The organism is Streptomyces sp. NPDC020742, assembly GCF_040641675.1.
Lineage (GTDB): Bacteria > Actinomycetota > Actinomycetes > Streptomycetales > Streptomycetaceae > Streptomyces.
On the sequence record NZ_JBFAEA010000002.1, the window covers coordinates 383,299 to 407,216 of the forward strand.

The 23,918-nt window shown below is 70.4% G+C and carries 20 protein-coding genes; 11 read left to right on the forward strand and 9 right to left on the reverse strand.

The features are described 5' to 3' along the window. Positions 1-141 precede the first annotated feature (141 nt). Together AB0G84_RS05730 and AB0G84_RS05735 are read left to right on the forward strand one after the other, a co-directional pair. The gene (locus tag AB0G84_RS05730) at positions 142-1,035 is read left to right on the forward strand and encodes a universal stress protein (protein ID WP_361315976.1); all 894 of its coding nucleotides are present in this window, start codon (positions 142-144) and stop codon (positions 1,033-1,035) included. Positions 1,036-1,204: 169 nt separating this feature from the next. Next, positions 1,205-1,810 carry a CBS domain-containing protein gene (locus tag AB0G84_RS05735; protein ID WP_361315978.1) on the forward strand — a complete coding sequence of 202 codons (606 nt, stop codon included), beginning with the start codon at positions 1,205-1,207 and terminating at the stop codon, positions 1,808-1,810. Between the two features lie 207 nt (positions 1,811-2,017). Here the strand turns inward: AB0G84_RS05735 and AB0G84_RS05740 are convergent, their stop codons facing one another. Continuing rightward, entirely contained in the window at positions 2,018-2,440 is a 423-nt protein-coding gene (locus tag AB0G84_RS05740) for a hypothetical protein (protein WP_361316817.1), read from the reverse strand. Between the two features lie 293 nt (positions 2,441-2,733). Further along, the gene (locus AB0G84_RS05745; protein WP_361315981.1) at positions 2,734-3,897 is read right to left on the reverse strand and encodes an NAD-dependent formate dehydrogenase; all 1,164 of its coding nucleotides are present in this window, start codon (positions 3,895-3,897) and stop codon (positions 2,734-2,736) included. Between the two features lie 508 nt (positions 3,898-4,405). Between AB0G84_RS05745 and AB0G84_RS05750 the strand changes: the two genes are divergently transcribed. The 3 genes from AB0G84_RS05750 (at position 4,406) to fmdA (ending at position 6,679) form a co-directional block, all read left to right on the forward strand. After that, on the forward strand, positions 4,406-4,684 hold the full coding sequence (locus tag AB0G84_RS05750) for an FmdB family zinc ribbon protein (protein WP_361315983.1): 279 nt from the start codon (positions 4,406-4,408) through the stop codon (positions 4,682-4,684). Between the two features lie 81 nt (positions 4,685-4,765). Then, the gene (locus AB0G84_RS05755) at positions 4,766-5,404 is read left to right on the forward strand and encodes an AmiS/UreI family transporter (RefSeq protein WP_361315986.1); all 639 of its coding nucleotides are present in this window, start codon (positions 4,766-4,768) and stop codon (positions 5,402-5,404) included. A 24-nt stretch (positions 5,405-5,428) separates the two neighbouring features. Further along, complete coding sequence (gene fmdA / locus AB0G84_RS05760) at positions 5,429-6,679, forward strand: formamidase (protein ID WP_361315989.1); 1,251 nt, start codon at positions 5,429-5,431, stop codon at positions 6,677-6,679. Between the two features lie 75 nt (positions 6,680-6,754). Here the strand turns inward: fmdA and AB0G84_RS05765 are convergent, their stop codons facing one another. Continuing rightward, positions 6,755-7,063 carry a hypothetical protein gene (locus AB0G84_RS05765; RefSeq protein WP_361315992.1) on the reverse strand — a complete coding sequence of 103 codons (309 nt, stop codon included), beginning with the start codon at positions 7,061-7,063 and terminating at the stop codon, positions 6,755-6,757. A gap of 323 nt (positions 7,064-7,386) precedes the next feature. On the opposite strand from AB0G84_RS05765, the gene AB0G84_RS05770 reads away from it, so the two are divergent. Together AB0G84_RS05770 and AB0G84_RS05775 are read left to right on the forward strand one after the other, a co-directional pair. Then, a complete protein-coding gene (locus tag AB0G84_RS05770; RefSeq protein WP_361315995.1) occupies positions 7,387-11,304 on the forward strand; it encodes a Pls/PosA family non-ribosomal peptide synthetase in 3,918 nt (1,305 codons plus the stop codon). 55 nt (positions 11,305-11,359) lie between these two features. Beyond that, positions 11,360-12,703 carry a M1 family metallopeptidase gene (locus AB0G84_RS05775; RefSeq protein WP_361315998.1) on the forward strand — a complete coding sequence of 448 codons (1,344 nt, stop codon included), beginning with the start codon at positions 11,360-11,362 and terminating at the stop codon, positions 12,701-12,703. A 48-nt stretch (positions 12,704-12,751) separates the two neighbouring features. Here AB0G84_RS05775 and AB0G84_RS05780 read toward each other — a convergent pair whose 3' ends face one another. After that, complete coding sequence (locus tag AB0G84_RS05780; protein ID WP_361316001.1) at positions 12,752-14,455, reverse strand: cholesterol oxidase substrate-binding domain-containing protein; 1,704 nt, start codon at positions 14,453-14,455, stop codon at positions 12,752-12,754. Between the two features lie 578 nt (positions 14,456-15,033). Between AB0G84_RS05780 and AB0G84_RS05785 the strand changes: the two genes are divergently transcribed. Both AB0G84_RS05785 and AB0G84_RS05790 read left to right on the forward strand, forming a co-directional pair. Beyond that, positions 15,034-15,486 (forward strand): PHP-associated domain-containing protein, encoded by a 453-nt coding sequence (locus AB0G84_RS05785; RefSeq protein WP_361316820.1) that lies wholly within the window; start codon positions 15,034-15,036, stop codon positions 15,484-15,486. Between the two features lie 425 nt (positions 15,487-15,911). Then, positions 15,912-16,364: a hypothetical protein gene (locus AB0G84_RS05790; RefSeq protein ID WP_361316003.1), complete on the forward strand. Its 453-nt coding sequence runs from the start codon at positions 15,912-15,914 to the stop codon at positions 16,362-16,364. Between the two features lie 242 nt (positions 16,365-16,606). Here the strand turns inward: AB0G84_RS05790 and AB0G84_RS05795 are convergent, their stop codons facing one another. Beyond that, entirely contained in the window at positions 16,607-17,644 is a 1,038-nt protein-coding gene (locus tag AB0G84_RS05795) for a LysR family transcriptional regulator (protein ID WP_361316005.1), read from the reverse strand. A gap of 651 nt (positions 17,645-18,295) precedes the next feature. Here AB0G84_RS05795 and AB0G84_RS05800 point away from each other — a divergent pair. Then, positions 18,296-18,718, forward strand: a complete 423-nt coding sequence (locus AB0G84_RS05800; protein ID WP_361316007.1) for a hypothetical protein — start codon at positions 18,296-18,298, stop codon at positions 18,716-18,718. Between the two features lie 102 nt (positions 18,719-18,820). On the opposite strand, the gene AB0G84_RS05805 is transcribed toward AB0G84_RS05800, so the two are convergent. Continuing rightward, entirely contained in the window at positions 18,821-19,621 is an 801-nt protein-coding gene (locus AB0G84_RS05805; RefSeq protein WP_361316009.1) for an alpha/beta hydrolase, read from the reverse strand. Between the two features lie 364 nt (positions 19,622-19,985). Here AB0G84_RS05805 and AB0G84_RS05810 point away from each other — a divergent pair, with 364 nt between their 5' ends. Further along, complete coding sequence (locus AB0G84_RS05810) at positions 19,986-20,936, forward strand: DJ-1/PfpI family protein (RefSeq protein WP_361316011.1); 951 nt, start codon at positions 19,986-19,988, stop codon at positions 20,934-20,936. A gap of 320 nt (positions 20,937-21,256) precedes the next feature. On the opposite strand, the gene AB0G84_RS05815 is transcribed toward AB0G84_RS05810, so the two are convergent. Genes AB0G84_RS05815 through AB0G84_RS05825 form a run of 3 tightly spaced genes read right to left on the reverse strand, consistent with a single transcriptional unit; the run spans position 21,257 to position 23,864 of the window. Further along, positions 21,257-22,048: an FAD:protein FMN transferase gene (locus AB0G84_RS05815; protein WP_361316014.1), complete on the reverse strand. Its 792-nt coding sequence runs from the start codon at positions 22,046-22,048 to the stop codon at positions 21,257-21,259. Next, positions 22,041-22,481, reverse strand: coding sequence for an FMN-binding protein (locus AB0G84_RS05820; RefSeq protein WP_361316016.1), 441 nt, complete (start codon positions 22,479-22,481; stop codon positions 22,041-22,043). Before AB0G84_RS05820 ends, AB0G84_RS05815 begins: the two co-directional genes overlap by 8 nt. Before the next feature lie 9 nt (positions 22,482-22,490). Next, a complete protein-coding gene (locus tag AB0G84_RS05825) occupies positions 22,491-23,864 on the reverse strand; it encodes a ferredoxin reductase family protein (RefSeq protein WP_361316019.1) in 1,374 nt (457 codons plus the stop codon). Between the last annotated feature and the right edge of the window lie 54 nt (positions 23,865-23,918).

The following is a 23,918-nucleotide window of genomic DNA, read 5'->3' on the forward strand; positions in this document are numbered from 1 at the left end:
GCCACACCTTCCACGGTAATGACCGTGCAGGGACGAGCACCTCGGGGCGGGCCGGTGACCGTACGGCCGATGTCGCGGCCGGCGCCCTCGTGCGGCCCGCCGGGCGTGCAGAGCGTACGGAAAGCAAGGAGAATTCCAGCCATGGATCCGGAAGTGATCACTGTGGGCCTCGACGGCTCGCCGGAGAGCCTGGCGGCCGCGCAGTGGGGCGCCGACGAGGCGGACCGGCGGAACGCCGTGCTGCGCCTCCTGCACGCCTGGATCCTGCTGGCCGCCGAGGCGCCCGGCACACCCCCCGACCGCGACCAGAACGCCGCCGCCCGCCGGATCGTCGACCGGGCCGCGGAGGCCGTACGGGAGCGCCGTCCGCACCTCCAGATCATGGAGGACCTGGTGGGCGACGAGGCCGAGCCGGCGCTGCTGCGCGCGGCGCAGGAGTCGCGGATGGTGGTGCTCGGCTCCCGGGCCCTCGCACCGTGGGAGAGCTTTGCGCTGGGCGACGTCAGCCTGGACGTCGTGGGTCGGGCGGACGGCCCCGTCGTGCTGGTCCGGGGGGCCGTGCACGCCGAGCCGCCCCGGCCGGGTCGTACCGAGCCGCCACCGGTGTCCGAGCCGCGGATCGTGCTGGGCATGAGCCTGCACGGGCCCTGCGACCCCCTGCTGGCCTTCGCCTTCGACGCCGCGCTGAGCCGGGGACTGCCCATCCAGGCCGTACACGGCCGGGCACTGCCGGTGCCCGCCTTCGTGCCGTGGGGTATCGAGCCGGATGTCGCGGAGGAGGTCACCCGGGAGGCGGCGGACGAGCTGCGGGAGGCGGTGCGCCCCTGGCGGGAGCGCTTCCCCGACGTGCCGGTGCAGTTGACCGTGCTGCTGGAGAGCCCGGCCAGGGCCATGATCCGGGCCGCCCCCGGGGCCGAGCTGGTGGCGGTCGGCCGCCGGCGGCACCGCCGGCGCCTGGCGCCGCACGTCGGCCCGGTCGCGCACGCCGTGATCCACCACGCGACCTGCCCGGTTGCCGTGGTCCCGCACGACTGAGCCGGCGGAACCGGGCGAGCGGGAGCCCCGGCGGCGCCGCTAACGGGAAACGCGTCGACGCTGCCAACCGGAGCCCCGTCGACGCCGCCAAAACCCCCTAATCGTAGGATTGCTGACGAGTGAGCCCAAGAAGCACAGAATTGAAGCATCCCGGAGGTACTGGCCCGAGATGAGGCATCGCAGCGTTGCCGATCTGATGACCCCGCACGCCGTCGTCGTCCAGCCGGGCACCCCGTTCAGGGAGATCGCGCGCCTGCTCGACGAGTACGACATCACCGCCGTCCCGGTCATCGATCCGGACGAGCGGCCGGTGGGCGTCGTCTCCGAGGCCGATCTGCTCCGCCGGCAGATCGAGAAGGCCGGGCCCAGCACCGCCGAGGCGATCATGACCAGCCCCGCCGTGGTGGCCCGACCCGAGTGGAGCGCGATCCGCGCCGCCCGGACCATGGAGGAGAAGAAGATCAAGCGGCTGCCGGTGGTCGACGACGCCGGTCGGCTCATCGGCGTGATCAGCCGCAGCGACCTCGTCCAGCTCTTCCTGCGGCGTGACCGGGCGATCCAGGAGGAGATCCTGGAGGACGTGCTGACGCGCACGCTGGGCGTAGCACCGTCCGCCGTCACGGTCGAGGTCGCCGAGGGCACGGTGACGCTCAGCGGCACCCTGGGGCGCAGGAGCCTGGTCACCATCGCCCTGCGGCTGTGCGAGAGCGTCGACGGCGTGGTCGAGGTGGTGGACCGGCTCGCCTTCGCCGAGGACGACACCGTGGCCGGGTAGCTCCCTGGCCACGGCCGCACGGCGACATCCGGGCCTGCTGGCGACACCTGGGCCCGTCTCCCCTGCACCGGCGCCCGTACCCCGACGTACGCCACGGGTGCGCACCGCATCCACACCGCGCACCGCAAACTCCGAGGCACACCGCAAACACCGAGGGAGCCCCCGAGAACCGGGGACTCCCTCATGGCGTGATCAAGGCCCCGCTCGTCAGAGCTTGCCGCCGATCTCGCAGGCCTGGCACGGCGGCCGGCCGCAGGTGCACTGCATGATCGCGTCGAGCACCTCGCGGTCGTGGTAGAGGCACTCGTCCTTGCAGGTGTGGCGCGGGATGAACCCGGCCGGGATCTCACCGGGCCACGGCTCGTGGCCGTCCCGGCAGCGCACGAACCGCTCGGGGTCGGTGGAGTGCAGGTCGTGCATGTTCGACCGGGCCTCGTCCTCCAGCTCCCGCACCCGCTCCACCAGGCTCTTGAGCTCGGCGGCGATGCTGGAGTACTGGTCGGCGCCGGTCCTCACGTGCGCGGCCCGCAGCGCCATGGCCGCGTTGCCCAGAAATCTGGTGGCATCCTGCAGGTCGGTTACATGATGCATTTGAATGCCGTTCACGCCCCGCACCCACACGGCGTCCATGCTGCTCACTGATCCACCTTCCCGGCGTTCACCTTGGTTTTCTTGCGAAACAGTATGCGCGGCGCCGGTGCCTTCGCATATAGGGAAAAAGAAACTATTTACGGACGCTAAGGGTCTCGCCTTGTGCCCGTCCAGGGCTTTTGGCGTGAGTCCGCTCACAGCGGGGCGATGGATCAGAAAGAGATCTTCTTCCGAAATCCTTCGAGGAATCCTTCAAGGGATGCTGGACATTTCAAGAATTTCAAGAGCTATGGAAATCCTCCCGGCCGTTTCCGGTCCGCCGGACGCGTAGGTCATCCGGCGACCGTGTACGAGCGCGCTCCCGTTCCGGCGAGCCCGCCACCGTCGACGATGAGGTACTCCGGGCGGATGGGGCGCCCGTCGAGCCAGGACTCCAGGATCTCCCGGGTGCCGGCGGCGTAGCGGGTCTGCGCCGCGAGCGTCGTACCGGACACATGGGGTGTCATCGCCTCGTACGGCATGGTGCGCCAGGGGTGGTCGGGCGGTGGCGGCTGCGGATACCAGACGTCACCGGCGTAACCGGCCAGTTGGCCACTGCGCAGCGCCCTCGCCACGGCGTCCCGGTTGACGATGAGCGCGCGTGCGGTGTTGACGATGTACGACCCGCGCTTCATGGCCCCGATCAGCTCGTCGTCGAAGAGGTTCTGGGTCTGCGGATGCAGCGGAGTGTGGATCGACAGCACGTCGATCGAGGAGGCCAGCGAGCGGGCGTCGGGGTGGTAGGTCAGCCCCAGCTCCCGCTCGACCTCCTCGGGCAGCCGGTGCACGTCGCAGTAGTGCAGGGTGACGTCGAACGGCTTGAGGCGGCGCAGCACCGCCTGGCCGATCCGGCCGGAGCCGAGCACGCCGACGTCCATGCCTTCGAGGTCGTAGGCGCGGGACGCGCTGTCCGCGATGTTCCAGCCCTTCTTGGTGGTCACCCACTCATGGGAGGGCAGGTAGTTGCGCACCAGGGTCAGGATCTGCATCACGGCGTGCTCGGACACGCTGATGCTGTTGCTGTAGGTCACCTCCGCCACCGTCATGCCGTGCGAGATGGCGCTCGGCAGGTCGACGTGGTCGGACCCGATCCCGGCGGTGATCGCGAGCCGGAGCCGGGGCGCCGCGGCGATCCGCTCGGGGGTCAGATAGGCGGGCCAGAAGGGCTGTGAGATCACCACGTCGGAGTCGGGCAGCTCGCGGTCGAGCCTGGAGTCCGCCCCTTCCTTGTCGGAGGTGACGACGAAGGTGTGGCCCCGCTCCGTCAGGAAGCGGCGCAGTCCCAGTTCTCCCGAGACGCAGCCGAGCAGCTGTCCCGGGGTGAAATCGATGGCTTGCGGGGTCGGCGCGGTCTGACCGCCCGGATAGCCGGTGATGGTGGGAATCTCGTCGCGGGCGTAATCGGGTGGATATCCGCCCACGGGATCCGGATAGAGCACCGCAAGGATCTTTGCCATGGCTGTCCTCCATCGGTGGGGCCACCGCACCGGAAGACCGGCAGGGCACCGGTGAACCGGTCGGACGCCGATGATCTTGAATTTTAGTCGAGCGGGAGTCGACGCGGCAATCCCCGGCATACGGGGCAGAGTGCGGCCGGTGGATAAGAATGCGGCCGGTTCCATCAGTTCCGTGCGGCCCCTCGTGTTCCGTGGCGCCGTTCGCGTCCACGGAAGGGAGTTTTGGCGGTTCCGGTGACTTCGATGGCGATCGCAGGCGGCGGATTTTTGGGCGGGGTGGCCCGCTCTGGAGGAGGCCGGAAATGTGCGCACACCGCGCCGTACCAGCTGCATCGCACGGACGCCGTCGCATTGTTCGGGCGGTGGGTGGACCCGATGGGGCTGCGCTTGACACCTGCCAGGGCGAGACGTCTCCTTGAAGGGAGGCAATGCGTTGTGGCGTGCGCTGATCGGGGTGCGCCTTACACGCTCGGGTTGGCCAGCGTCCACCGGTTACCGGAGGCTGCTGATGGCAACCTATGAATATGTATGCAGCTGTTGTGGGCCTTTCGATGTGAAGTTGGCGATCGGAACGGCGCCCAGGCTCTATGGCTGCCCGGTCTGCGCAGGTGCTGCGAAGCGTGTGTATTCCTCACCGAACCTTTCGCTGCCCTCGCACTCGGTCGCCGCTCTCCATGAACGCGAGGAACAGTCGCGGGACGCCCCGGCGGTGGTCTCCGACGTGCCGCCGGGCAACAGGCCGCCACGGCGCCCGCACCCCGCGCTCTCGCGGTTGCCGCGTACCTGAGGGCAGTGGTCGACAAGTCGGAACGGTACAGGCGGGTTTCGACGATTCCGTCCCCCACGCGGACTGAGGAGGTGCGTCCCCGTGGGCAACGTGGGACTGCTCTTTGTCGGTGCTGTGCTCTTCATCAACGGAATGCTGTTGCTCGGGAAGGTCGACGCCCGGGCGGGAGCGGTGTTCAACCTCTTCATCGGTGCACTGCAGGTGCTGACGCCGACTTACCTCATCTTCGCTGCCGCCGGTGACCCCACCAGGATCCTGGCGGCATCTGGCATTTATCTGTTCGGTTTCACCTACCTCTACGTAGGCATCGGACTGCTCGCCGGTCTCGATAGCACCGGCGTCGGCTATTACTCGTTGTTCGTATCGATCGCGGCCCTGGGATACTCGTTTGCCAGTTTCCACCTCTTGAAGGACCCGCCCTTCGGGGTCATCTGGCTGTACTGGGCATTCCTGTGGTTCCTGTTCTTCCTGCTGCTCGGCCTCAAGATGGACGCCCTCACCACCTATACGGGCTATGTCACGGCGATCGAGGGCTGGGTCACCGGTGTGATTCCCGCGGGGCTGCTGCTCTCCGGTTACTGGAAGCACCCCACCGAGACCGCCATCGCACTCGCGGTCTTCGCAGTGGTGGTGTTCGGGGCGCTGTGGCCGCTCACCCGGAAGTCGCGGCAGTCGACCCCAGCGACCCCGGAGGCCGGAAGCGTGGGCACCGCAACGTGACCGGATCAGAAATGAGGAGCTGTCATGCCCGAAATTCTCTTCAACGTGGACCAGACCAAGTCGATGCGTGACCAGGACGTTCCCGGACACAACAGGTGGCACCCGGACGTCCCTACCGTCGCCATGGTGAAGCCGGGCGCGGAATTCCGTCTGGAGTGCCGCGACTGGACCGACTGCCAGGTCGGCAACAATGAATCCGCCAACGACGTACGCGACATCGACCTGACCATTCCTCATATGCTCAGCGGCCCGATAGGCGTGGAAGGCGCCGAACCGGGCGACCTGCTCGTCGTGGACCTCCTCGATCTCGGCCCCGTACCGCAGCAGACCGGAGATGCGGCGGGCCAGGGCTGGGGCTACACCGGCGTCTTCGCCAAGGCGAACGGCGGCGGATTCCTGACCGACTACTTCCCGGACGCCTACAAGGCGATATGGGACTTCCACGGGCAGCAGGCGGTCTCCCGCCACCTCCCCGGAATCCGCTTCACCGGAATCACCCACCCTGGGCTGTTCGGAACCGCGCCGTCCGCCGAGATGCTCGCCCGCTGGAACACCCGTGAGCAGGCGTTGATCGACACCGACCCGAACCGGGTCCCGCCGCTCGCCGTTCCGCCGGACAGCACCAACGCACTCGCGGGCACGGCCACCGGGGACCTCGCACGGCGCATCGCGGCCGAAGGCGCCCGCACCGTTCCGGCGCGTGAGAACGGAGGCAACCAGGACATCAAGAACTTCACCCGGGGTTCGCGGGTCTTCTACCCCGTGCATGTGAAGGACGCCAAGCTCTCCGGCGGCGACCTGCACTTCAGCCAGGGCGACGGGGAGATCACCTTCTGCGGCGCCATCGAGATGGGCGGCTACATCGACTTCCACGTCGACCTGATCAAGGGCGGTATGGAGACCTACGGCATCACCACCAACCCCGTCTTCATTCCGGGCAATGTCGAGCCCAGGTACACGGAGTTCCTCACCTTCATCGGGGTCTCCGTCGACCACGACACGGACACGAACTTCTACCTGGACGCGACCCTGGCGTACCGCCGCGCCTGCCTCAACGCCGTCGAGTACTTCAAGAAGTTCGGCTACAGCGGCGAGCAGGCCTACCTGCTGCTCGGCTCCGCACCCATAGAGGGACGCATCAGCGGCATCGTCGACATCCCCAACGCCTGCTGCTCGCTGTACGTACCCACCGCCATGTTCGACTTCGACGTCCGGCCCACCGCCGCCGGCCCCATGAAGGCCGACCGCGGCCAGTGCGTGGTGACCAGCGCCTGACCGGACCACCAGCCACGGCACCGCGGCCCGTACGGACCGCGGTGCCGTCGGGCGCGCCGTCGTCGTGCGGACCGGTCACGGCGCCGTGCTGCTGGGCAGCAGGGTGATGGTGGCGTGTGCGTCCTCGGCGTCGCCGTCGTAGCTGCAGGTCAGCAGGCCGGCCGCACCGAGCTGCGCCAAGGCTGAGGCGAGCGCCTCGGGGGAGGTGCGCAAGGCGCGTGCGGCGGGGTGCAGGGGAAGGCTGATGACGTGCGCCGTGGCGCGTCCCAACGCCGGGGCGACCGTGGCGAGGTCGGCGAGGAAGGCGGCCAGCGGCCCCCCGTGGAGAGCCGAATGGGCGCTCGCCACCCACGGAACCAGCCAGTCGTCGGCCAACGGCGTCACCGTACTGCTCCTTCCAGAGAGGGGTGAGAGCAGCGTGGGCCGGACGGCTCACGCTGCGCACCGTGGCGGACGCCAGTCGGGTGACCGGCTGCGGTCCGTCGAACGCGGACGTGGCGGCCGCGGACGGCGAACCACCCTTTTGCCCTCAATGCTCGCCGAGTGCGGCGGGGTGCCGGATATTCACAGGGACGGGCGAGCGGGCCCCGGCGGGGCCGGTGCACGACCCGTGCGTACCGGAGCGCAGGCGCGTCGGCGCGCGGTGCACCGCCCCGCCACCGGCCCCGCCCGCGGCAGTGGAAGGGGGAACCAGGGACGAGGAACGCATGGTTGAGCTGGCGTCGGGGCACATGCTGCGGGAGCCGGACCCCGTCGCCGTAACGGCCGAGGGGCTGCCGGCGGTGTTCGGCGGACGCACGGCTCCCGCCGCCCGCACGCTGGTGGACGTACTGGACGCCACCGTCCTGATCCACCCGCACGAGCCGGCCCTGGACGACGGCCGGCATGCGCTCAGCTACCAGGAGCTCAGCGGTGAAGTCGAGGAACTACGAAGCCGGTTGGCGTCGGCCGGTGTCGGGGTCGGGGACCGCGTCGGGGTGCGGGTGCCCTCCGGCACCAACGATCTCTACCTCTGCATCCTGGCCGTGCTCGCCGCGGGCGCGGCGTACGTGCCGGTGGACGCCGACGACCCGGAGGAGCGCGCGGAGCTGGTGTTCGGCGAGGCGGGGGTGTGCGCGGTCCTGGGTGCCGGGCGCAGCCTCACCTTGACGGGCCGCCGTGCACCCGCCGGCCGTCGGCGCCGTCCGGACCCCGAGGCCGATGCCTGGATCATCTTCACTTCCGGTTCGACCGGCAGACCCAAGGGCGTCGCGGTCACCCACCGCAGCGCGGCGGCCTTCGTCGACGCCGAAGCGGCGCTCTTCCTCCGGGAGGAGCCGATCGGCCCGGGGGACCGGGTGATGGCGGGGCTCTCCGTTGCCTTCGACGCCTCCTGCGAAGAGATGTGGCTCGCCTGGCGGCACGGCGCCTGTCTGATGCCCGTGCCGCGTTCCCGGGTACGTGACGGAGCGGGCCTCGGCTCCTGGCTCGCCGGGCAGGAGATCACCGTCGTGTCCACGGTGCCCACGCTCGCCGCGCTCTGGCCGGCCGAGGCGCTCAACGACGTACGGCTGCTGGTCTTCGGGGGCGAGCCCTGTCCGCCCGAGCTGGTGGAGCGGCTGGTCACCGAGGGACGGGAGGTCTGGAACACCTACGGCCCGACCGAGGCGACCGTGGTCACCTGCGCCGCCCTGCTGACCGGCCGGGGACCCGTCCGGATCGGTCTTCCGCTGGACGGCTGGGACCTGGCCGTGGTGGACGACGCAGGTGCCCCGGTGGCCATGGGCGGCAGCGGCCAACTGGTGATCGGCGGAGCCGGACTGGCGCGCTACCTGGACCGCGAGCAGGACGCCGAGAAGTACGCCCCGCTGGAGTCGCTCGACTGGCACCGGGCCTACCGCAGCGGCGACCTCGTACGGGCCGAGCCCGACGGGCTGGTCTTCCTGGGGCGGGACGACGAGCAGGTCAAGATCGGCGGCCGGCGGATCGAGCTGGGGGAGGTGGACGCGGCGCTGCAGGCCCTGCCCGGTGTCTCCGGCGCCGCCGCTGCCGTCCGGACCACGAGGGGCGGCAACCAGCTGCTGGTCGGCTATGTGGTGACCCAGGACGGTTGGGACCGGGCGCAGGCCGTCGAGCGGCTGCGGGCCCAACTGCCCGCCCCCCTGGTGCCGCTGCTCGCCCCCGTCGACGCGCTGCCCACCCGCACCTCCGGCAAGGTGGACCGGGCCGCCCTGCCCTGGCCCCTGCCCCGTACGCCCGGCCCCGAGCACGGTGCCCCGGGGCCGGGCGAGGACTTCAGCGACACCGAGGCATGGCTGGCCGCGCAGTGGCACGAGATCCTCGGTGTCCCGGTCACCGGCACCCGGGACGACTTCTTCGCGACCGGCGGCGGCAGCCTCGCCGCCGCCCAGCTCACCACCCTGCTCCGCGACCGCTACCCGGCCACCGCCGTCCGCGACATCTACCGGCAGCCCACCCTGCGCAAACTGGCCCGGCTGCTGGACCGTGCCGCGCCGCAGGAGAGCGCCCCGCGCCGTGTGCGGCCGGTGCCGAACCGGGCGAAGACCGTCCAACTGCTGCTGCTCTGGCCGCTCTTCACCCTGGTCGGGCTGCGCTGGACGACCGCACTGCTGACTCTGGGCAACGTCCTGGCGTGGTGCGGCGCCCCGCCATGGGCGCCGAGGGCCTCCTGGTGGTGGGTGGCGGCCGGTGGCCTGCTGTTCTTCACACCGCCGGGGAGACTGGCCATAGCGGCCGGTGGCGCCCGGCTGCTGCTGCGGGGGCTGGGTCCGGGGAGCTACCCCCGTGGGGGCAGCGTGCACCTGCGGCTGTGGACCGCGGAGCGGCTCGCGGAGCTGAGCGGGGCCGTCCACCTGTCCGGGGCCTGGCTGGTGCGCTACGGACGCGCGCTGGGCGCGCGCATCGGGCCGGAGGTCGATCTGCACGCGCTGCCACCGGTCACCGGCCTGCTCAAGCTGGGCCGGGGCTGCGCCGTCGAGGCGGAGGTGGATCTGTCCGGCCACTGGCTGGACGGGGACCGGCTGGAGATCGGTCCGGTGAAGGTCGGCTCCGGGGCGGTGGTCGGCACCCGCAGCACGCTCTACCCCGGCGCACGGGTCGGGAAGCGGGCACAGGTCGCCCCCGGTTCCGCCGTCACCGGCCGGGTACCGACCGGCCAGTGCTGGGGCGGTGCGCCGGCCGTCAAGCTGGGCAAGGCCGAACGGCGGTGGCCCAAGGCGCGTCCCCCGCGCCCGGCCCGATGGGCGGCCCTCTACGGGCTGAGCCGCCCGGCACTGGGGCTGCTGCACCTGGTGGCGGGCATCGCGGCCCTGGCGGTCATCGGCTGCTTCGTCCACCCCCAAGACCCGCTGGACGACGCCGTCCGCGGAGCCCTCATCGCGCTCGTGCCCGCCACCTTGGCCTTCGGGCTGACCTACGCCGCCCTGGTGACCGCCGCGGTGCGGCTGTTGAGCCGTGATCTGCGGCCCGGCTGGTATCCGGTGCACAGCCGGGCCGGCTGGCAGGCCTGGACCGTCAGCCAGCTCATGGACCTGGCCCGGGAGACGCTCTTCCCGCTCTACGCCGGTCTGATCACCCCGCTCTGGCTACGGGCGCTGGGGATGACGGTCGGCCGGCGGGCCGAGGTGTCCACGGTCCTGGCGCTGCCCAGCCTCACCACGGTCCGCGACGGTGCCTTCCTGGCCGATGACACGCTGGTCGCCCCGTACGAACTGGGCGGCGGATGGCTGCGGATCGGCGAGGCCGCGATCGGTGAGCGGGCCTTCCTCGGCAACTCCGGCATGACCGCACCGGGGCGCTCCGTCCCCGACCGAGGGCTGGTGGGAGTGCTGTCCGCCGCACCCGAGAAGGCGAAGAAGGGCAGTTCGTACCTGGGCATGCCGCCCATGCGGCTGCCGCGCGCAGCCGGCGCCGGGGACCCTCACCTGACCTACGATCCGCCGGCCCGACTCCTCTGGGCCCGGGGCATGGTCGAGGTCTGCCGGCTGCTGCCCGTGCTGCTCTCCGCCGCCCTCGGCCTGCTCGTCCTGGCCGCGCTGGCCCACCTGGCCGTGCGCGGTTCACCGGTGGTGGCGGCGTTGCTGTCCGGCCCGGTGCTGCTGGCCGCGGGCGCCGTCGCCTGCGGTGTGTCCCTCGCCGCCAAGTGGCTGTTGGTGGGGCGGTTCCGGCCGGTCACCCGCCCGCTCTGGAGCGGATTCGTCTGGCGTACGGAGCTCGCCGACACCTTCGTGGAGGTGCTCGCCGTGCCGTGGCTGATCGGAGCGGTACTGGGCACCCCGCTGCTGAACCTCTGGCTGCGCGGCCTGGGAGCCGCCATCGGCAGGGGAGTGTGGTGCGAAAGCTACTGGCTACCGGAGTCCGATCTGGTCACGCTGGAGGACGGGGCGTGCGTCAACCGGGGCTGTGTGCTGCAGACCCACCTCTTCCACGACCGCATCATCCGGACGGACACCGTCGTGCTCCGCGAAGGGGCCACGCTCGGCCCCGTCGGCATCGTGCTGCCCGGCAGCACCCTCGGGGCGCGCAGCACGCTCGGTCCGGCGTCGTTGGCGATGGGCGCGGAGACCGTCCCCGCCGAAACCCGGTGGCTGGGCAACCCGATCGAGGCCTGGCACCCCCGGGAATGAGCCACCGCGCGACCATGGACCGTCAGCCCGCCGAGACCAGGGGAGAGTGCGACCGTTGAATCCCGAGCAGGTCCCCGCCCCCGGTACGGACCCGTACTTCCCCGGCCACGGAGACGCCCGCTACCACGTCCACCACTACGACCTCGACCTGGAGTACCGGCCGGTGTCCAACCGCCTCAGCGGCCGGGCCCGGCTCGGCGCCCTGGCCGGCACCGGGCCGTTGCAGGAGATTGCACTCGACCTGGCCGCGTTCCGGATCCAGCGGGTGCTGGTGGACGGCCGCACTGTGCGCTACACCCACCGGGCGGGCAAGCTGCGCATCCGCCCGACGGGAACGCTCGCCCCGGGCACGGCCTTCACCGTCGAGGTCCGCTACACCGGCAACCCCCAGCCGACGCCCAGTCCGTGGGGCGGCCTGGGCTGGGAGGAGCTGACCGACGGCGCACTGGTGGCCAGCCAGCCGGTCGGCGCACCGTCCTGGTACCCCTGCAACGACCGGCCGGCCGACAAGGCCTCGTACCGGCTGTCGATCACCGCCCCGACCCCGTACACCGCCATCGCTACCGGCCGGTTGATCAGCCGCACCACCAAGTCGAGCAGCACCACCTGGGTGTACGAGCAGCTGGCTCCCACCTCGACCTACCTGGTGACCGTCTCCCTCGGCAGGTACACCGCAGTGCCGCTCACCGGATCGGGCCCTGCCGCCGGCCGGCCGCCACAGGTGCCGCAGACCGCCTACCTGCCCGCACGGCTGGTGCCCGAGTTCACCGTGGACTTCGCCCGCCAGGGCCGGATGATGGCGTTCTTCCAGGACGTGTTCGGGCCGTACCCCTTGGGGGAGTACGCGGTGGTGATCGCCGACGAGGAACTGGACGTCCCGGTGGAGGCGCAGGGCATGGCCACCTTCGGCAGCAACCACCTCGACGGAACCCGCACGTCGGAACGCCTGATCGCCCATGAACTCGCCCACCAGTGGTTCGGCAACAGCGTCTCGATCGCCGACTGGCGGCACATCTGGCTCAACGAGGGCTTCGCCAAGTACGCGGAGTGGCTGTGGTCCGAGCACGCCGGCGGCCCCACGGCGGCCGCGCGCGCCGCGACCGCGCACGCCCTGCTGGCCGGCCTTCCGCAGGACCTCCGACTGGCCGACCCCGGCAGAGACCTGATGTTCGACGACCGGCTCTACCAACGAGGAGGCCTGGCGGTCCATGCCCTGCGCCGCGCCCTGGGCGAGGACGCCTTCTTCCGCCTGCTCAGGGACTGGACCACGAAGCACCGCCACGGCACGGTGAGCACCGCGAACTTCCTCGCGCACGCCCGGCAGTACGCGGCCGCCCCGCTGGACGCACTCTTCCACGCCTGGCTACAGCAGCCTGCCCTACCCCCGCTGCCCCTCTGAGTCCCGCCACCCGCTGGCTCGGCGCTCGCACCGTGCGGCGCTCGCGCCTCATGGCAACAGGGTGTCGAGGAAGGTGTTGGAGAACACCCGTGCCGGATCGTAGGAGTTCAACGTGTCCCGGGCGGTGCGCCAGTCGTCGAACGCGGCCGGCACGGTGGTGCCCAGCACGGCAGGGTCCGTCCACGGCCCGCTGTCCGTATAGGCCCAGCCCTTGGACCACTCGGGGCGCACGGTCGCGTACGAACCGGTGTAGTTCTGCCAGATCCACTGCTCCATCTCGCGGAAGAAGGGGGCCGCGCCGGGAGTGCCGGGATAGGTGGCGAAGTCGAGCCACACCACGGTGTCCCACTCGGGGTGGTCCGGGCGGGCCCGGGCCGGTGAGAGCAGGGGGCCGTCGTGCGGGTCGGTGCCGGTGATGCGCAGCTCGATCGGGCCGTTGACGGGGTAGGAGCCGCGGCTCCGGTGAGCCTCCAGCACGCTCTGGTAGTGACCGTAGAAGTCGTTCACCACGCGCTGGACCTGGGCCCGGGAGGTCAGTACCGCCCAGCCGGCTTCGACGATCCGCAGGGTCGTGGGTTCGACGTACAGCAGGCTGTTCTTCGACCAGCCCCAGACGTCCCAGGTGCCGGTGACGATCAGGCCGGATCCGACGATGGACATGGCGAGCTTGGTGAAGGCGGGCGTCTTGTCGCCCCCGCCCGCGGCGATCTGCCCGAGCAGCGCCGACATCTCCTCGGTGACGCGGTTGGCGAAGGTGTAGGGGTACGGCGCGTCGATCTGCTTGGCCAGCAGCGGCTTGCTCGGCGCCACCCGCCACACCTTCAGCCACGGCACATCGGTGAACGGGAACCAGATCGCCTCGATGCGTCCGGTGCCGTCCAGATAGGAGCTGATCGTCCGACCGCCGGTGCCCGGGGGACCGAAAACGGTGCCTATGTTGACGTCAAACCAATTCTGGCACCGCAGCCGGTTGTTGGCGGCGGCCGTCAGGGTCACTTCGGTGATGAAGGCGCGGCCCAGGTGGACGAGGAAGGCCCGGAGGTCGGGGTCGGAGCGAGCGAAGGTCTTGAGCACATAGCGGCCCTCAGCCGCGCTCCACACCACGGCCGTGAGGGAGGTGACCAGAGAGCTCAAGGTGCCGAAGCCGGAGCCCGCGGGCGGCTGTTCGGTGGCGGTGGGCAGTCCGGTGCCGTGGCCGCCGATGGCGAGCACCCCGCCGATGGTGAGGTCGCCGGGCGCGGTGGTGGCGGCGAGGCCGAGCCCCGACTCCTCCAGGCGGCCGAGGACGGTGTCGAAGGTCGCCCCGGCCTGCGCGGTGACGCTCCCGGGATTGCCCCCGCGCACACTGACCGCGGTGAGGTGGGAGGTGGTGTCGACGATGAGGGTGCGGGAGGTGTCGGCGCCGGCGGGTACCACCAGCGGCGACCAGGTGTGCCCCTTGCCCCGGGCCCGGATGCGGTAGCCGTGCTCGTGGGCCCAGTTCGCGAGGGTCACCACGTCGTCGGGGGTACGGGCCGAGGCCGTCCAGACGTTCTCGATGACGATCTCCAACGACCAGTTGCGAAAGGCCTGTTGGGAGAGCGGGATGCCGGCGGGGAATTCGGGCGGCGGGGTGAGGGTGGCCGCGGCGCTGCCGGCGGGGATGCGGTGGGAGGGGTGCAGGCCGGCCGCGGCGGCGAGCCCGGCTGCGGCGGTCGCGGTCAGCAGCGTGCGGCGGGTGAGGGGGATGCGTCGAGCGCTGTCGTCGGACATGGCTGCCCTTCCGGCACGCGGCGCGTCGCCCCGCTGCACCGCGCACGGATCGTAGGAGTGAGACCGTACGAGCGCCCCGGTGCGGTGGGGGTGCCGGAAGCGTAGGCTGACGGGGCATCAGGTGCAATGGTCGTGCGGGGCTGGGCGTGCGACCACGGACGCGTCGATCGTGGTCGATGGATGCGATCAGCGACGGCATCGGGGGATGCACTGCACACGGGATCGCGCGTACCCAGCCGCGGGGTCCGACCCGATGCGCCCGCGCAGGCCGCCCGTAGATCGCGCTTACCCGGACTACGAGGTGCGACCGAGGCAGGCGCGGAAGGGGGCCAGGGGGCGATCTCGAAGGCAGGTGCCGGGTTCGCGCACTTCGAGCTTCCCCATGAGGCGGCAGAGGGAGTGGGTGTCAGAGTTGGGATCTTCACCGGCGTTGGTGGCCCCCTTCAGGCACTTTCATGTACCCGTACCAGGGGTTCGATGTGGTTGAGGTGTGGAACGGGCAGTGGAGTTCGGACGTGCCATGGCAGGCGGACAACGAGGCAGCCCTGGCCGAATGAGGGCGAAGCCTGGCTGCGGACATCCGCCAGCGACGGTGGAGGCCGGCGATGGGTAACAGCGACACCCACCTTGAGGGCCAGATCGGCGTCCCGCACACCGTCGTGCTGGCCGAGGATCTCAGTGCAAACGAGATCCTCGCCGGGATCCGCGCGGGCCGGAGCTGGATCTCCGAATCGGTCGCAGTCGAGCTGTCGTTCACGGTCTTTGCGGGGGATCAGAGTGCCGGGATCGGTGAACGGTTGGTAGCCGGCGATGAGCCAGTCGTAGCAAGAGCGGACGTACGCGGTGTGCCGTCGGGCACTGTCAGCTTTCACACCGAGCAGGGAATGGTGCACCGCGCGTCGCTTGCCCGCGCGGGGTCGAATGCCGTGGAGTGGCACCTCAGCGCGGCGGATTCGGCGTTCGTCCGTATCGAGGTACGCCATCCCGAAGGTCACATGGCGGCGCTCAGCAATCCGATCATCCTGACCTGACCTGACCTGACCTGACCTGACCTGACCCGAACTGAACGAGATCAGGCGGATTGGCTGTGGCCTGCGCTGGAGGGGCCTTGTGCGCCCCTGCCATGGCAGGGGCCTCGGTGGGCGTGTTCGGCGCCGGTGACACCCGGATGTTTCGGGTCCGCATCGCCGGCGCCGGTTCGGGCGTCCGTCTCCCGCGCCCCGCCGCCCGGGACGCCGCCAGGCGAGCCGCACCGCTCCGGAAACCCTCGCTGCGTCTGGCCTCTTCGAGCGGAGACCGCGATCTGCTGCGCCCTGCTCGTCCTGGACGACGGCCGGTACGTACGGGGAACGACGCCCCTCGGTACGCCCTCGGACGCCGCGGTGCCGGGGGATAGGCTGCCGGTATGTCCCAGCAGATGCCCGTGACGCGATCATCCCTCCGTAAGGCGCACACCATGTTGGCTCCGCGCCCGATGCCGGACGTCCCCGATCGTGTGTGGTCCGAGAGCGAGTGGCAGCGCATTCAACTCGGGTACCGGGCCGCGAGCATGGACGAGAAGTGGACCATCTACGCGGAGGACGACCGCCTCTTCCTGCACCGTAGCTGGACCGGATACCTGATGTACGAGGCCACGTTCGCAAAGGTGGACGGCGGCGGGTGGCGCATCACGTCCGCGCTCGTGGAATCGGATCCCGAGCGCTACCGCAGCGCCTCGGCGGACTATGACCGCATCACGCTCGAGCTGGTGATCTCGGCCGTCCTCCTCGACGAGAGGGCGGAGGACCTCCGCACTCGCATGGCCGCCGCCCTGCGCACCGACATGAGCTCGACGGCCGCGGCAGCGGCGCAGCACAGCGTCCTGGGCGTACGAACACCGCAGACCGCCACGCGGCCCCACCACCCCTGAAAGTCCGTCATAGGGTGGGGAGTCGGGTCCTCTTGAAGCACCTCCACCCGATCAGGCGGCAGGCGCACTCGGCCAACTCGGCCAAGGCGTCGCAGAGTTCGAGGGAGTGCTTTCCCCGCGGGACGTGCATCCTCCTCGGCAGTCATCCACCATCGGTGAGCCCCCTGTCATGTTCGACATGTTCGTCCCCCTTCGGACTGCCTAACTAAGACCACTGGATCCCACGAAACTCGGGCGGTCCACTATGCCGAGGGAAGGTGTTGTCGAACAGATTCGGCAACGCGGCGGACGGCGGCAATCGTGGGGAGGCTGCGGTTTTTGAGTTCCCAAGCCAGAGCTGAGGTGCACGGTGTCAGGTCCGAGACATCCAGGTATCTCACGCCGGGGCGCGGAAAGTATGTGCGTGCGGCGGCAGGTAGGAAAGAAATCGCTTGTCCATGGGATACAGCATGGAAAAGGGTCTCCACGTCTGGGACGACTGGTCCGTAGCGGACAGGTGTGCCGTCAGGGCGCGGGTCGACTGCCCAAAAGTTCCACCACACACGGGGGCACTCCGGCGGAACGTCCACGACGCGGTGTCCGGCCAGGTCTGCCAGGCTTACGCTCTGGCGAGTGGTCAACGGGTCATGGGCGGGTAGGCAGACTACCCGCGGTTCCGTGGCCAGTTGCAGGGTCTCGATCTCGGGCGGCATCGGCGGGTGTAGGAAGGCGACATCGACCGTACCTTGGGTGAGCGCTGTGATGTGGCTGGCGATGTCAAGGCTGCGTACCTCGTAGGTGATCTTCGGATGGCGGGAATGAAGTTCCTTCAGAACTGCCCGCGTGAAGGGTCTTTGCATCTCCGCCCCGATGGAGCCGATCACCAGTCGGCCGTCTACCTGGCGAGCATGAACTTCGGCAGCCCTGCGTACACGGTGCATCGCCTCAACAGCTGCCCTCGCTTCGGCCACCAGCGCATGGCCGGCTGCCGTGAGCTCCACCTGCCGCGTGGAACGGGCGATCAAGTCCACCTTCAGTCGCCGCTCCAGCGCCCGGATCTGTCTGCTGAAGGCCGGCTGGCTGATGAACATGCGGTGTGCGGCGCGCCCGAAGTGCAGCTCCTCGGCCAGTGCGACGAACAAACGTAGTTGATGCACGCTTGGATCATGGCTATTCGCGGGCGGCTCTTCCGAAGCCTTGGATAAGTCGCGTGCCCCACCTGCCGTCATGCCCGTCACGGTATCAATCCTGATGCTGCTTGCATCGAAAAATTCTTTACTCGCTATCGGCGTACTCGACATGCTGGTCCCGAAAGTTGCCCTGGAGGGCACGAGAGAAAGCTGCAGGGGGAGGCCGGGCTGAACGAAAGCGTGGGAATGATCCACGTCTTGCGCGGCCAATCCAGCGTTCCGGCCACCGAGCGGTGACCGTCCGGTGGTCGAGGTCGTCGACCGCACTGAATCGCACCACAGGGGGAAGGGGGATCAGGAAATGGGGAATCGCTGCGACACTGGCGGGCACGCTGGTGGGCATGACGGCGATGACGGCGCAGGCCGCTCCGATCGGCAGCGGCCCCGGCACGACGCTCGTCTGACCGCGGGGAAGCGGTCCCGGGCCTGCCGCCGTACCTGGTGGGTCCGGAGGCGGGCACACATGGCGGCTTGGAATGGCTCCGTCCGGCGTGCGCATCCATACGGCACCGCACGAGGGCTCCGCGGCGGGGTTCCGCGGGTCGGCCTCCGACTCTGAGCTGGGCGTGCTGGGGAACGGGCCCGGTGTCACACTCGCTCCCTCGGGAAGCGGTGGGGTGGCACATCAGGGCACCCTCGACTGACGTGGCGGCCGGCGCAGGCAGTCTCGCGTCAGACCGCCACTACACAAAGCCCCTGTGACTCACGTCATGTGACGGGGCCCACCGGGACATAGATCGACAACACAACGGGGAGGGCAATATGGACTGGCGTGTCGCACGCAGTCTGGACGTGCTGTTGGAGCAGTTCAACGCGCGGTTTCCGCAACGGGACAAGAGCAGCGACGGTTCCATCGGGGACAGCAACCATCAGAATCGGGACAGTGACCACAACCCCTGGTACGGGCCGGGCATCGTCACGGCCCGCGACTTCACCCACGACCCGGCCCACAGTATGGACATCAACCGGATCACCGACGAACTGGCGGCGAGCCGGGACCCGAGGATCAAATACATCATCGCCAACCGACTGATTCTCGACACCCGCCCGGAGTTCCACCCCTGGAAGTGGATGCCGTACAGCGGCCCGAACCCGCACACCAAGCACTTCCACCTCTCGGTGATGGCAGACCCGTCGTGCGACGACCCGCGCCCCTGGAACCTGCCGATGCTCGGGATCCACTGAGGCCGTTCCGGGCACCGAGCCGCGACAGTCCGGCGTGCCCTGCGGATGTCGCTCGGAAAGGAGAGAGGAGAGCGATGCCGCCCCGCCGCGGTGCGCGAAATCCTAGAGGCGGGCGACGAATGCGGTGAGGTGAGAGGCGATCTGGTCGGGCACCTCCAGTGGCGAGAGGTGGCCGGTACCGCGGAGTTCGGTGAGGGTGGCGGTGGGGATCAGGGGAAGCAGGTGCTCGCGCAGGATCTGCGGGGGGTCCACCTTGTCGTCGCTGCCGGCCAGCACCCGTACGGGAACGTTGATCGCACCGACCCTGTCCGCGAAGTTCTCGATCAGCGCCTGCCGTGGCCACGCCATGCGGGCCGCCTCGCCGGCCCGGGAGCTGTCCTCGTGGATCTGCCGGCGTGCCCCGGCGGACAGCCCACCGCTGGTCAGTACCTGATCGATGCTGTGGCTGATGGTCTCGTCGTTGTCGTAGGCGTGCGCCAGCACCTCCTGGAACTGGGGCGTCACGCCGACCGGAGCCGGCGGAGCGGGTGCGACGAGCACCACGCCCCTCAGCCCGGCGGGGCGGCGGGAAGCGAGGACCTGGGCCACCTTTCCGCCCATCGAGTGGCCCACCGCGACGTACTCGCCGTAGCCGAGCTCGTCGACGACCCGTTCGGTGTCGTCGGCGAGCTGCTCGATGCCGTAAGGGCCGGGCGCCTCGGTGGACTCACCCCAGCCGCGGTGGTCGTGAGAGACGAATGCCTGTGTGGGGCTGAGGTGCTCGATGACCGGCCGCCAGGTGCGGTGGGAGCCGCCCCAGTAGTGGAGGAAGACCAGGGCCGGGCCGTCGCCCTCGCGGACGTGGCCGTAGATCCGCCCGTCCTGCACGTTGAAGTAGCGGCCGATCGGGGTGTGGGTGGTCACGACGGTGAGATGTCCTTGCCTGGGCCGGTGCGGCGCCGCCCTGCTGCGGTCGCTGCCGGCGTGAGCCCGGCGGTTGGGCCGTGCTGCTCATGACGTGATCGTCGCCCGGCCTCGCTCGATCGACCACGTGCTCGTGTGCCAGCATGCGCAATTTTCGCGACACGCGACGTGGACGGTCGCTCGTGGACCAGCCACAGCCACGTCGGGCCGCGCGATGACAGGACCCAGCAGACCGGGGCCGTCGGAGCTTCGGCCTTCGGCTGTCTTTTGCGCCGAAGGCCCGTTCCCGCAGTCTGTCGTCCGTCGAGGATCACGGGACATCCCTGAGGGCTGGCAGGGAAGTTGCGGCCGTAGCATCGGAGACATGGCTCCTCATCGCGTCGCGGTCCTGGTGCTGCCCGGCGTGCTTCCCATCGATCTCGGCATCCCGACGCAGATCTTCAATGCGCGGCCGATCACCCCGTACGAACTCACGGTGTGCGGTGGAGCCCGTGGCAGCATCACGACCAGCACCGGGTTCACGGTGGGTGGTACGGCCGGACTGCCGGCTCTGGCCCGGGCGGACACGATCATCGTGCCCGGCTACTGGGACTATCAGCGGCCGCCGGAGCCCGAGGTCACGGAGGCCCTGAAGCGTGCCTTCAGCAGAGGCGCCCGCATCGCCTCGATCTGCACCGGCGCCTTCGCGCTCGCCGCGGCAGGGTTGCTCAACGGCCGTACGGTGACCACGCATTGGGCCAGCGCCGACGAACTCGAAGGGCTCTATCCCCGGATCCGGGTGGACCGCAGCGTCCTCTACATCGACGACGATCCCTTGCTGACGTCCGCGGGCGTGACCGCTGGGATCGACCTGTGTCTCCACCTCGTCCGCAAGGACCTCGGAGCTGCCGTGGCGAACGAGATCGCCCGCGAACTGGTGGCCGCACCGCACCGCGGCGGTGGCCAGGCCCAGTACATCGCCCGGTCCTTGCCCGAGCCCACCGCTCACAGCCTCGCCGGCACCCGCGACTGGGCCCTGAGGCACCTCGACGAAGCGCTCACCCTGGAGGTTCTTGCCCGGCACGCTCGCGTCTCCGCCCGCACCCTGGTTCGCATGTGGCGTCAGGAGACCGGCATTACTCCGCACCGGTGGCTGCTCACCGCCCGCGTCAACCACGCCCGCGAGCTCCTGGAAGTCACCGACCTCGGCATCGAGCAAGTCGCCGCACAGAGCGGCCTTGGTACCAGCGCCAATCTCCGCGCCCGATTCCGCGACTCCCTCGGCACCACGCCGTCCGCCTATCGGCGGGCCTTCCAGCAGACAACCAGCTCCTGACCCCGGCCTCGCGGTTCGAGCGCTACCACGCATGCGGGGAGGCCCGCGACCCTGACCGCATTGCCGAACTCCACACGGCGGACTCGGTGTTCCACCTGCACTCGGGGCAGGATCCGGTGCGGGGCCGGGCGGCCATCCGCGAGACGGCGGCCTGGCGGACCCCGCGGCCGCTGGAGCAGAGGGCCACTGAGCGGGGTCACCCGTGAGAGGACGCTCCTGGAGGCGGTGATCCGGTCGAGACCGACCGTGCCCCAGGGCTTTGCGCCCGGGTACCCGCCGGCTATCGGCCGGGACACCGGCGCCGGCGGGGCTCCACCGCGTCACGCTGGCGCCTGGGCCCGGGTTCCTTCGCACGGGGTTCCCGGAAAGCCCTGGGTGGTCCAGCCTTCGCCGTCCCGTTCGACCGCGAGACCCTCGTAACCGTCGAGCCCCTCCAGCCAAGGGCGGGCTCCCGCACCCATGGCGAAGGCCGCCGTGGCATAGGCGTCGGTCAGGGTGAGGGTGCTTCCGACGACGGTGACCGAGGCCGGCCGGGTCACCGGAGCGCCGGTATGCGGATCGAAGATGTGGGCACCCCGTTCGGTGGTGCCGGAGGTGGCGATGGCCAGGTCGGCTCCGGTGACGACGGTGCACAGCTCGCCCGGACGCAGCGGGTGGGCGATCCCGATGCGCCAGGGCACGCCGGGTGCCGCCTCTCCGGTGAGCTGGAGGTCGCCGCCGCCGTTCACACAGGTGTGGTGGGCGCCTGCCGCCCGAAGGATCCGAGCGGCACGCTCGACCGCCCACCCTTTGACGAGTCCACTGGGGTCCAGGCAGCCGTTGGCGGTGGCGCTGAACCAGCCGCCGGTGGCGTGCTGCGCTCGTTCGCAGAGCACGAGGACCTCGCGGACTTCCGTGGGGCAGTCGACGAGTGCCACCTCTCCCCGGCCGAGACGACTGACGACGCTGTCGGAACGGTAGGTCGAGAAGACCGCGTCGACGTGGTGGAGCCAGGCGACCGCGTCCTGCAGTGCGGACTCGATGGCGGGGGTGCGGGCGTCGCGGATGTCGAAGGAGAACACTGTGCCCATCGCCTGCTCGACGTGGCGCAGTCCGCGCCCGGGCTCAGACACCGGCCCGGTCCAGGGCGCTCTGCAGCGACCGGATGTAGCCCTCGCTGGTGTAGCTGGCGCCGGACACCGCGTCGATGACGGCGCTGTGCGTGCCCAGCGCCTCCCGTGTGAGGCGGGGTAGGGCGTAGGCGGCGATATCACGGTCGCGGCCGTTGTGGGACGGGGCCCGCAGTACCTTGACCGCAGCCAGCCGGCCGCCCTTGAGGGTGGCCGCCACCTGCACGGTGCCGTAGCGGGTGGTGATCGGGGTACCGGTGTAGGTGCCGTTGACGGGGTGTCCTCCCCGGGGGGACCGGCCGGCGGCCGACGGGGCCGGAACGGCGCCGGCCGGTGCGGCGCTGCCGGGCAGACCGGCTGGGTGGTGCGGCTTGAGGGTGAGCAGCACGACGACCAACGCGCTGGTCGACGCTGCGGTCAGGACGGCTCGGCGCACGGGGGCTCCTCAGAACTCGAACGACTCGTGGTGGATGCGGTGCCGGGGCACACCGGCCCCGCGCAGGGCGCGACGGGCGGCGCTGGTCATACCGGGGGGACCGCACAGGTACACGTCGTGGGCGGCCAGGTCCGGGAGCAGGGACTTCAGTGCGCGGGCGGTCAACGGCGCGGAGTACCTGGCCGGTTCGTCGACGGCGTAGTGGACGGTCGCGCCGCGAGCGGCCGCGATCGCATCGAGCTCGGCGCGCAGGGCGAGGTCTTCCGGCCGCCGTGCCCGGTAGACGAGCGTGACCTCGCCGGGGAGAGTTTCGAAGAGCGCCCGCAGCGGCGTGATGCCCACGCCGCCCGCGAGGAGCAGCACCTTGGCCGATCGGCGACGGGCCTCGGTGAAGGCACCGTACGGCCCTTCGGCCCACACCCGGGTGCCGGGGCGCAGCCGGGCCAGGGCCGCGCTGTGCTTACCGGCCTCCTTCACCGTGATGCGCAGGTGGTGGGGGAGCGGCGGAGCGGAGAGGGAGTAGGGATTGGCGGTCCACCACAGGCCGGGCGCCAGGAAACGCCAACGGAAGAACTGCCCCGGCCGGGCGCCGAGTTCGGTCAGTCGCTCCCCTGTGAGGTGCACCGAGACCACGCCCGGCGCCTCCGGGCGCACTTCCACGACCCGGAGTCGGTGACGTAGCGCCCGTCGCACCGGAACCGCGAAGCGGTACCAGAGGACCAGCGCCGCCACCGCCGCGTACAGGGCGTACCAGCCGAGCTGTGCGGGGCGCCGGCCCACGAAGTCGGCGCCGTCGGAGAGCTGGTGGCCGAAGGCGAGGAAGACGGCGAGGTAGGTCGCGAAGTGGAGGTAGTGCCAGGTCTCGTAGCTCATGCGGCGCCGGGCGGCACGTGCCGAGAGGAAGCCGGTGGCGGCCAGCAGCACGAAGGCCGCGGTGGCCTTGAGCATGTCCGGGTAATCGAGGACGAGCGTGGTCGTCTCGTGCAGTACGCCGCTCCCCGAGGTCAGGGTGTAGCCCCAGACGATCAGCAGGGTGTGCGCCAGCACCAGCGAGATCGTGTAGCGCCCGCCCGCGGCGTGCCAACGCGCGAGGCGGTCGCTGCCCAGATGGTGATCGAGCAGGGGAACGCGGGCCATCAACGCGATCAGGACCGCGCAGGAGTAGCCGGCGAGCAGGCCGGTGATCCGGCCGCCGCCGGTGAGCCAGCCCGCCGGGCCCACCACGGACGCCGTGCCGGTCCACCACAGGGCCAGGACGCCGCAGGCCCCCGCCCCGATGGCGCCCCGCAGCAGCAACGGGGCCGGGGACGGCCAGCGGCGTGGCGGGGCGCCGGCAGGGGCGCCGCGTGGGGCACCGCGTCGGGTGTGCGAGATGGTGCTCATGGGCTCCCCTTCCGTGGTCGGCGCCAGCGTCGCAGCGCAACCTCTGAAGACCTT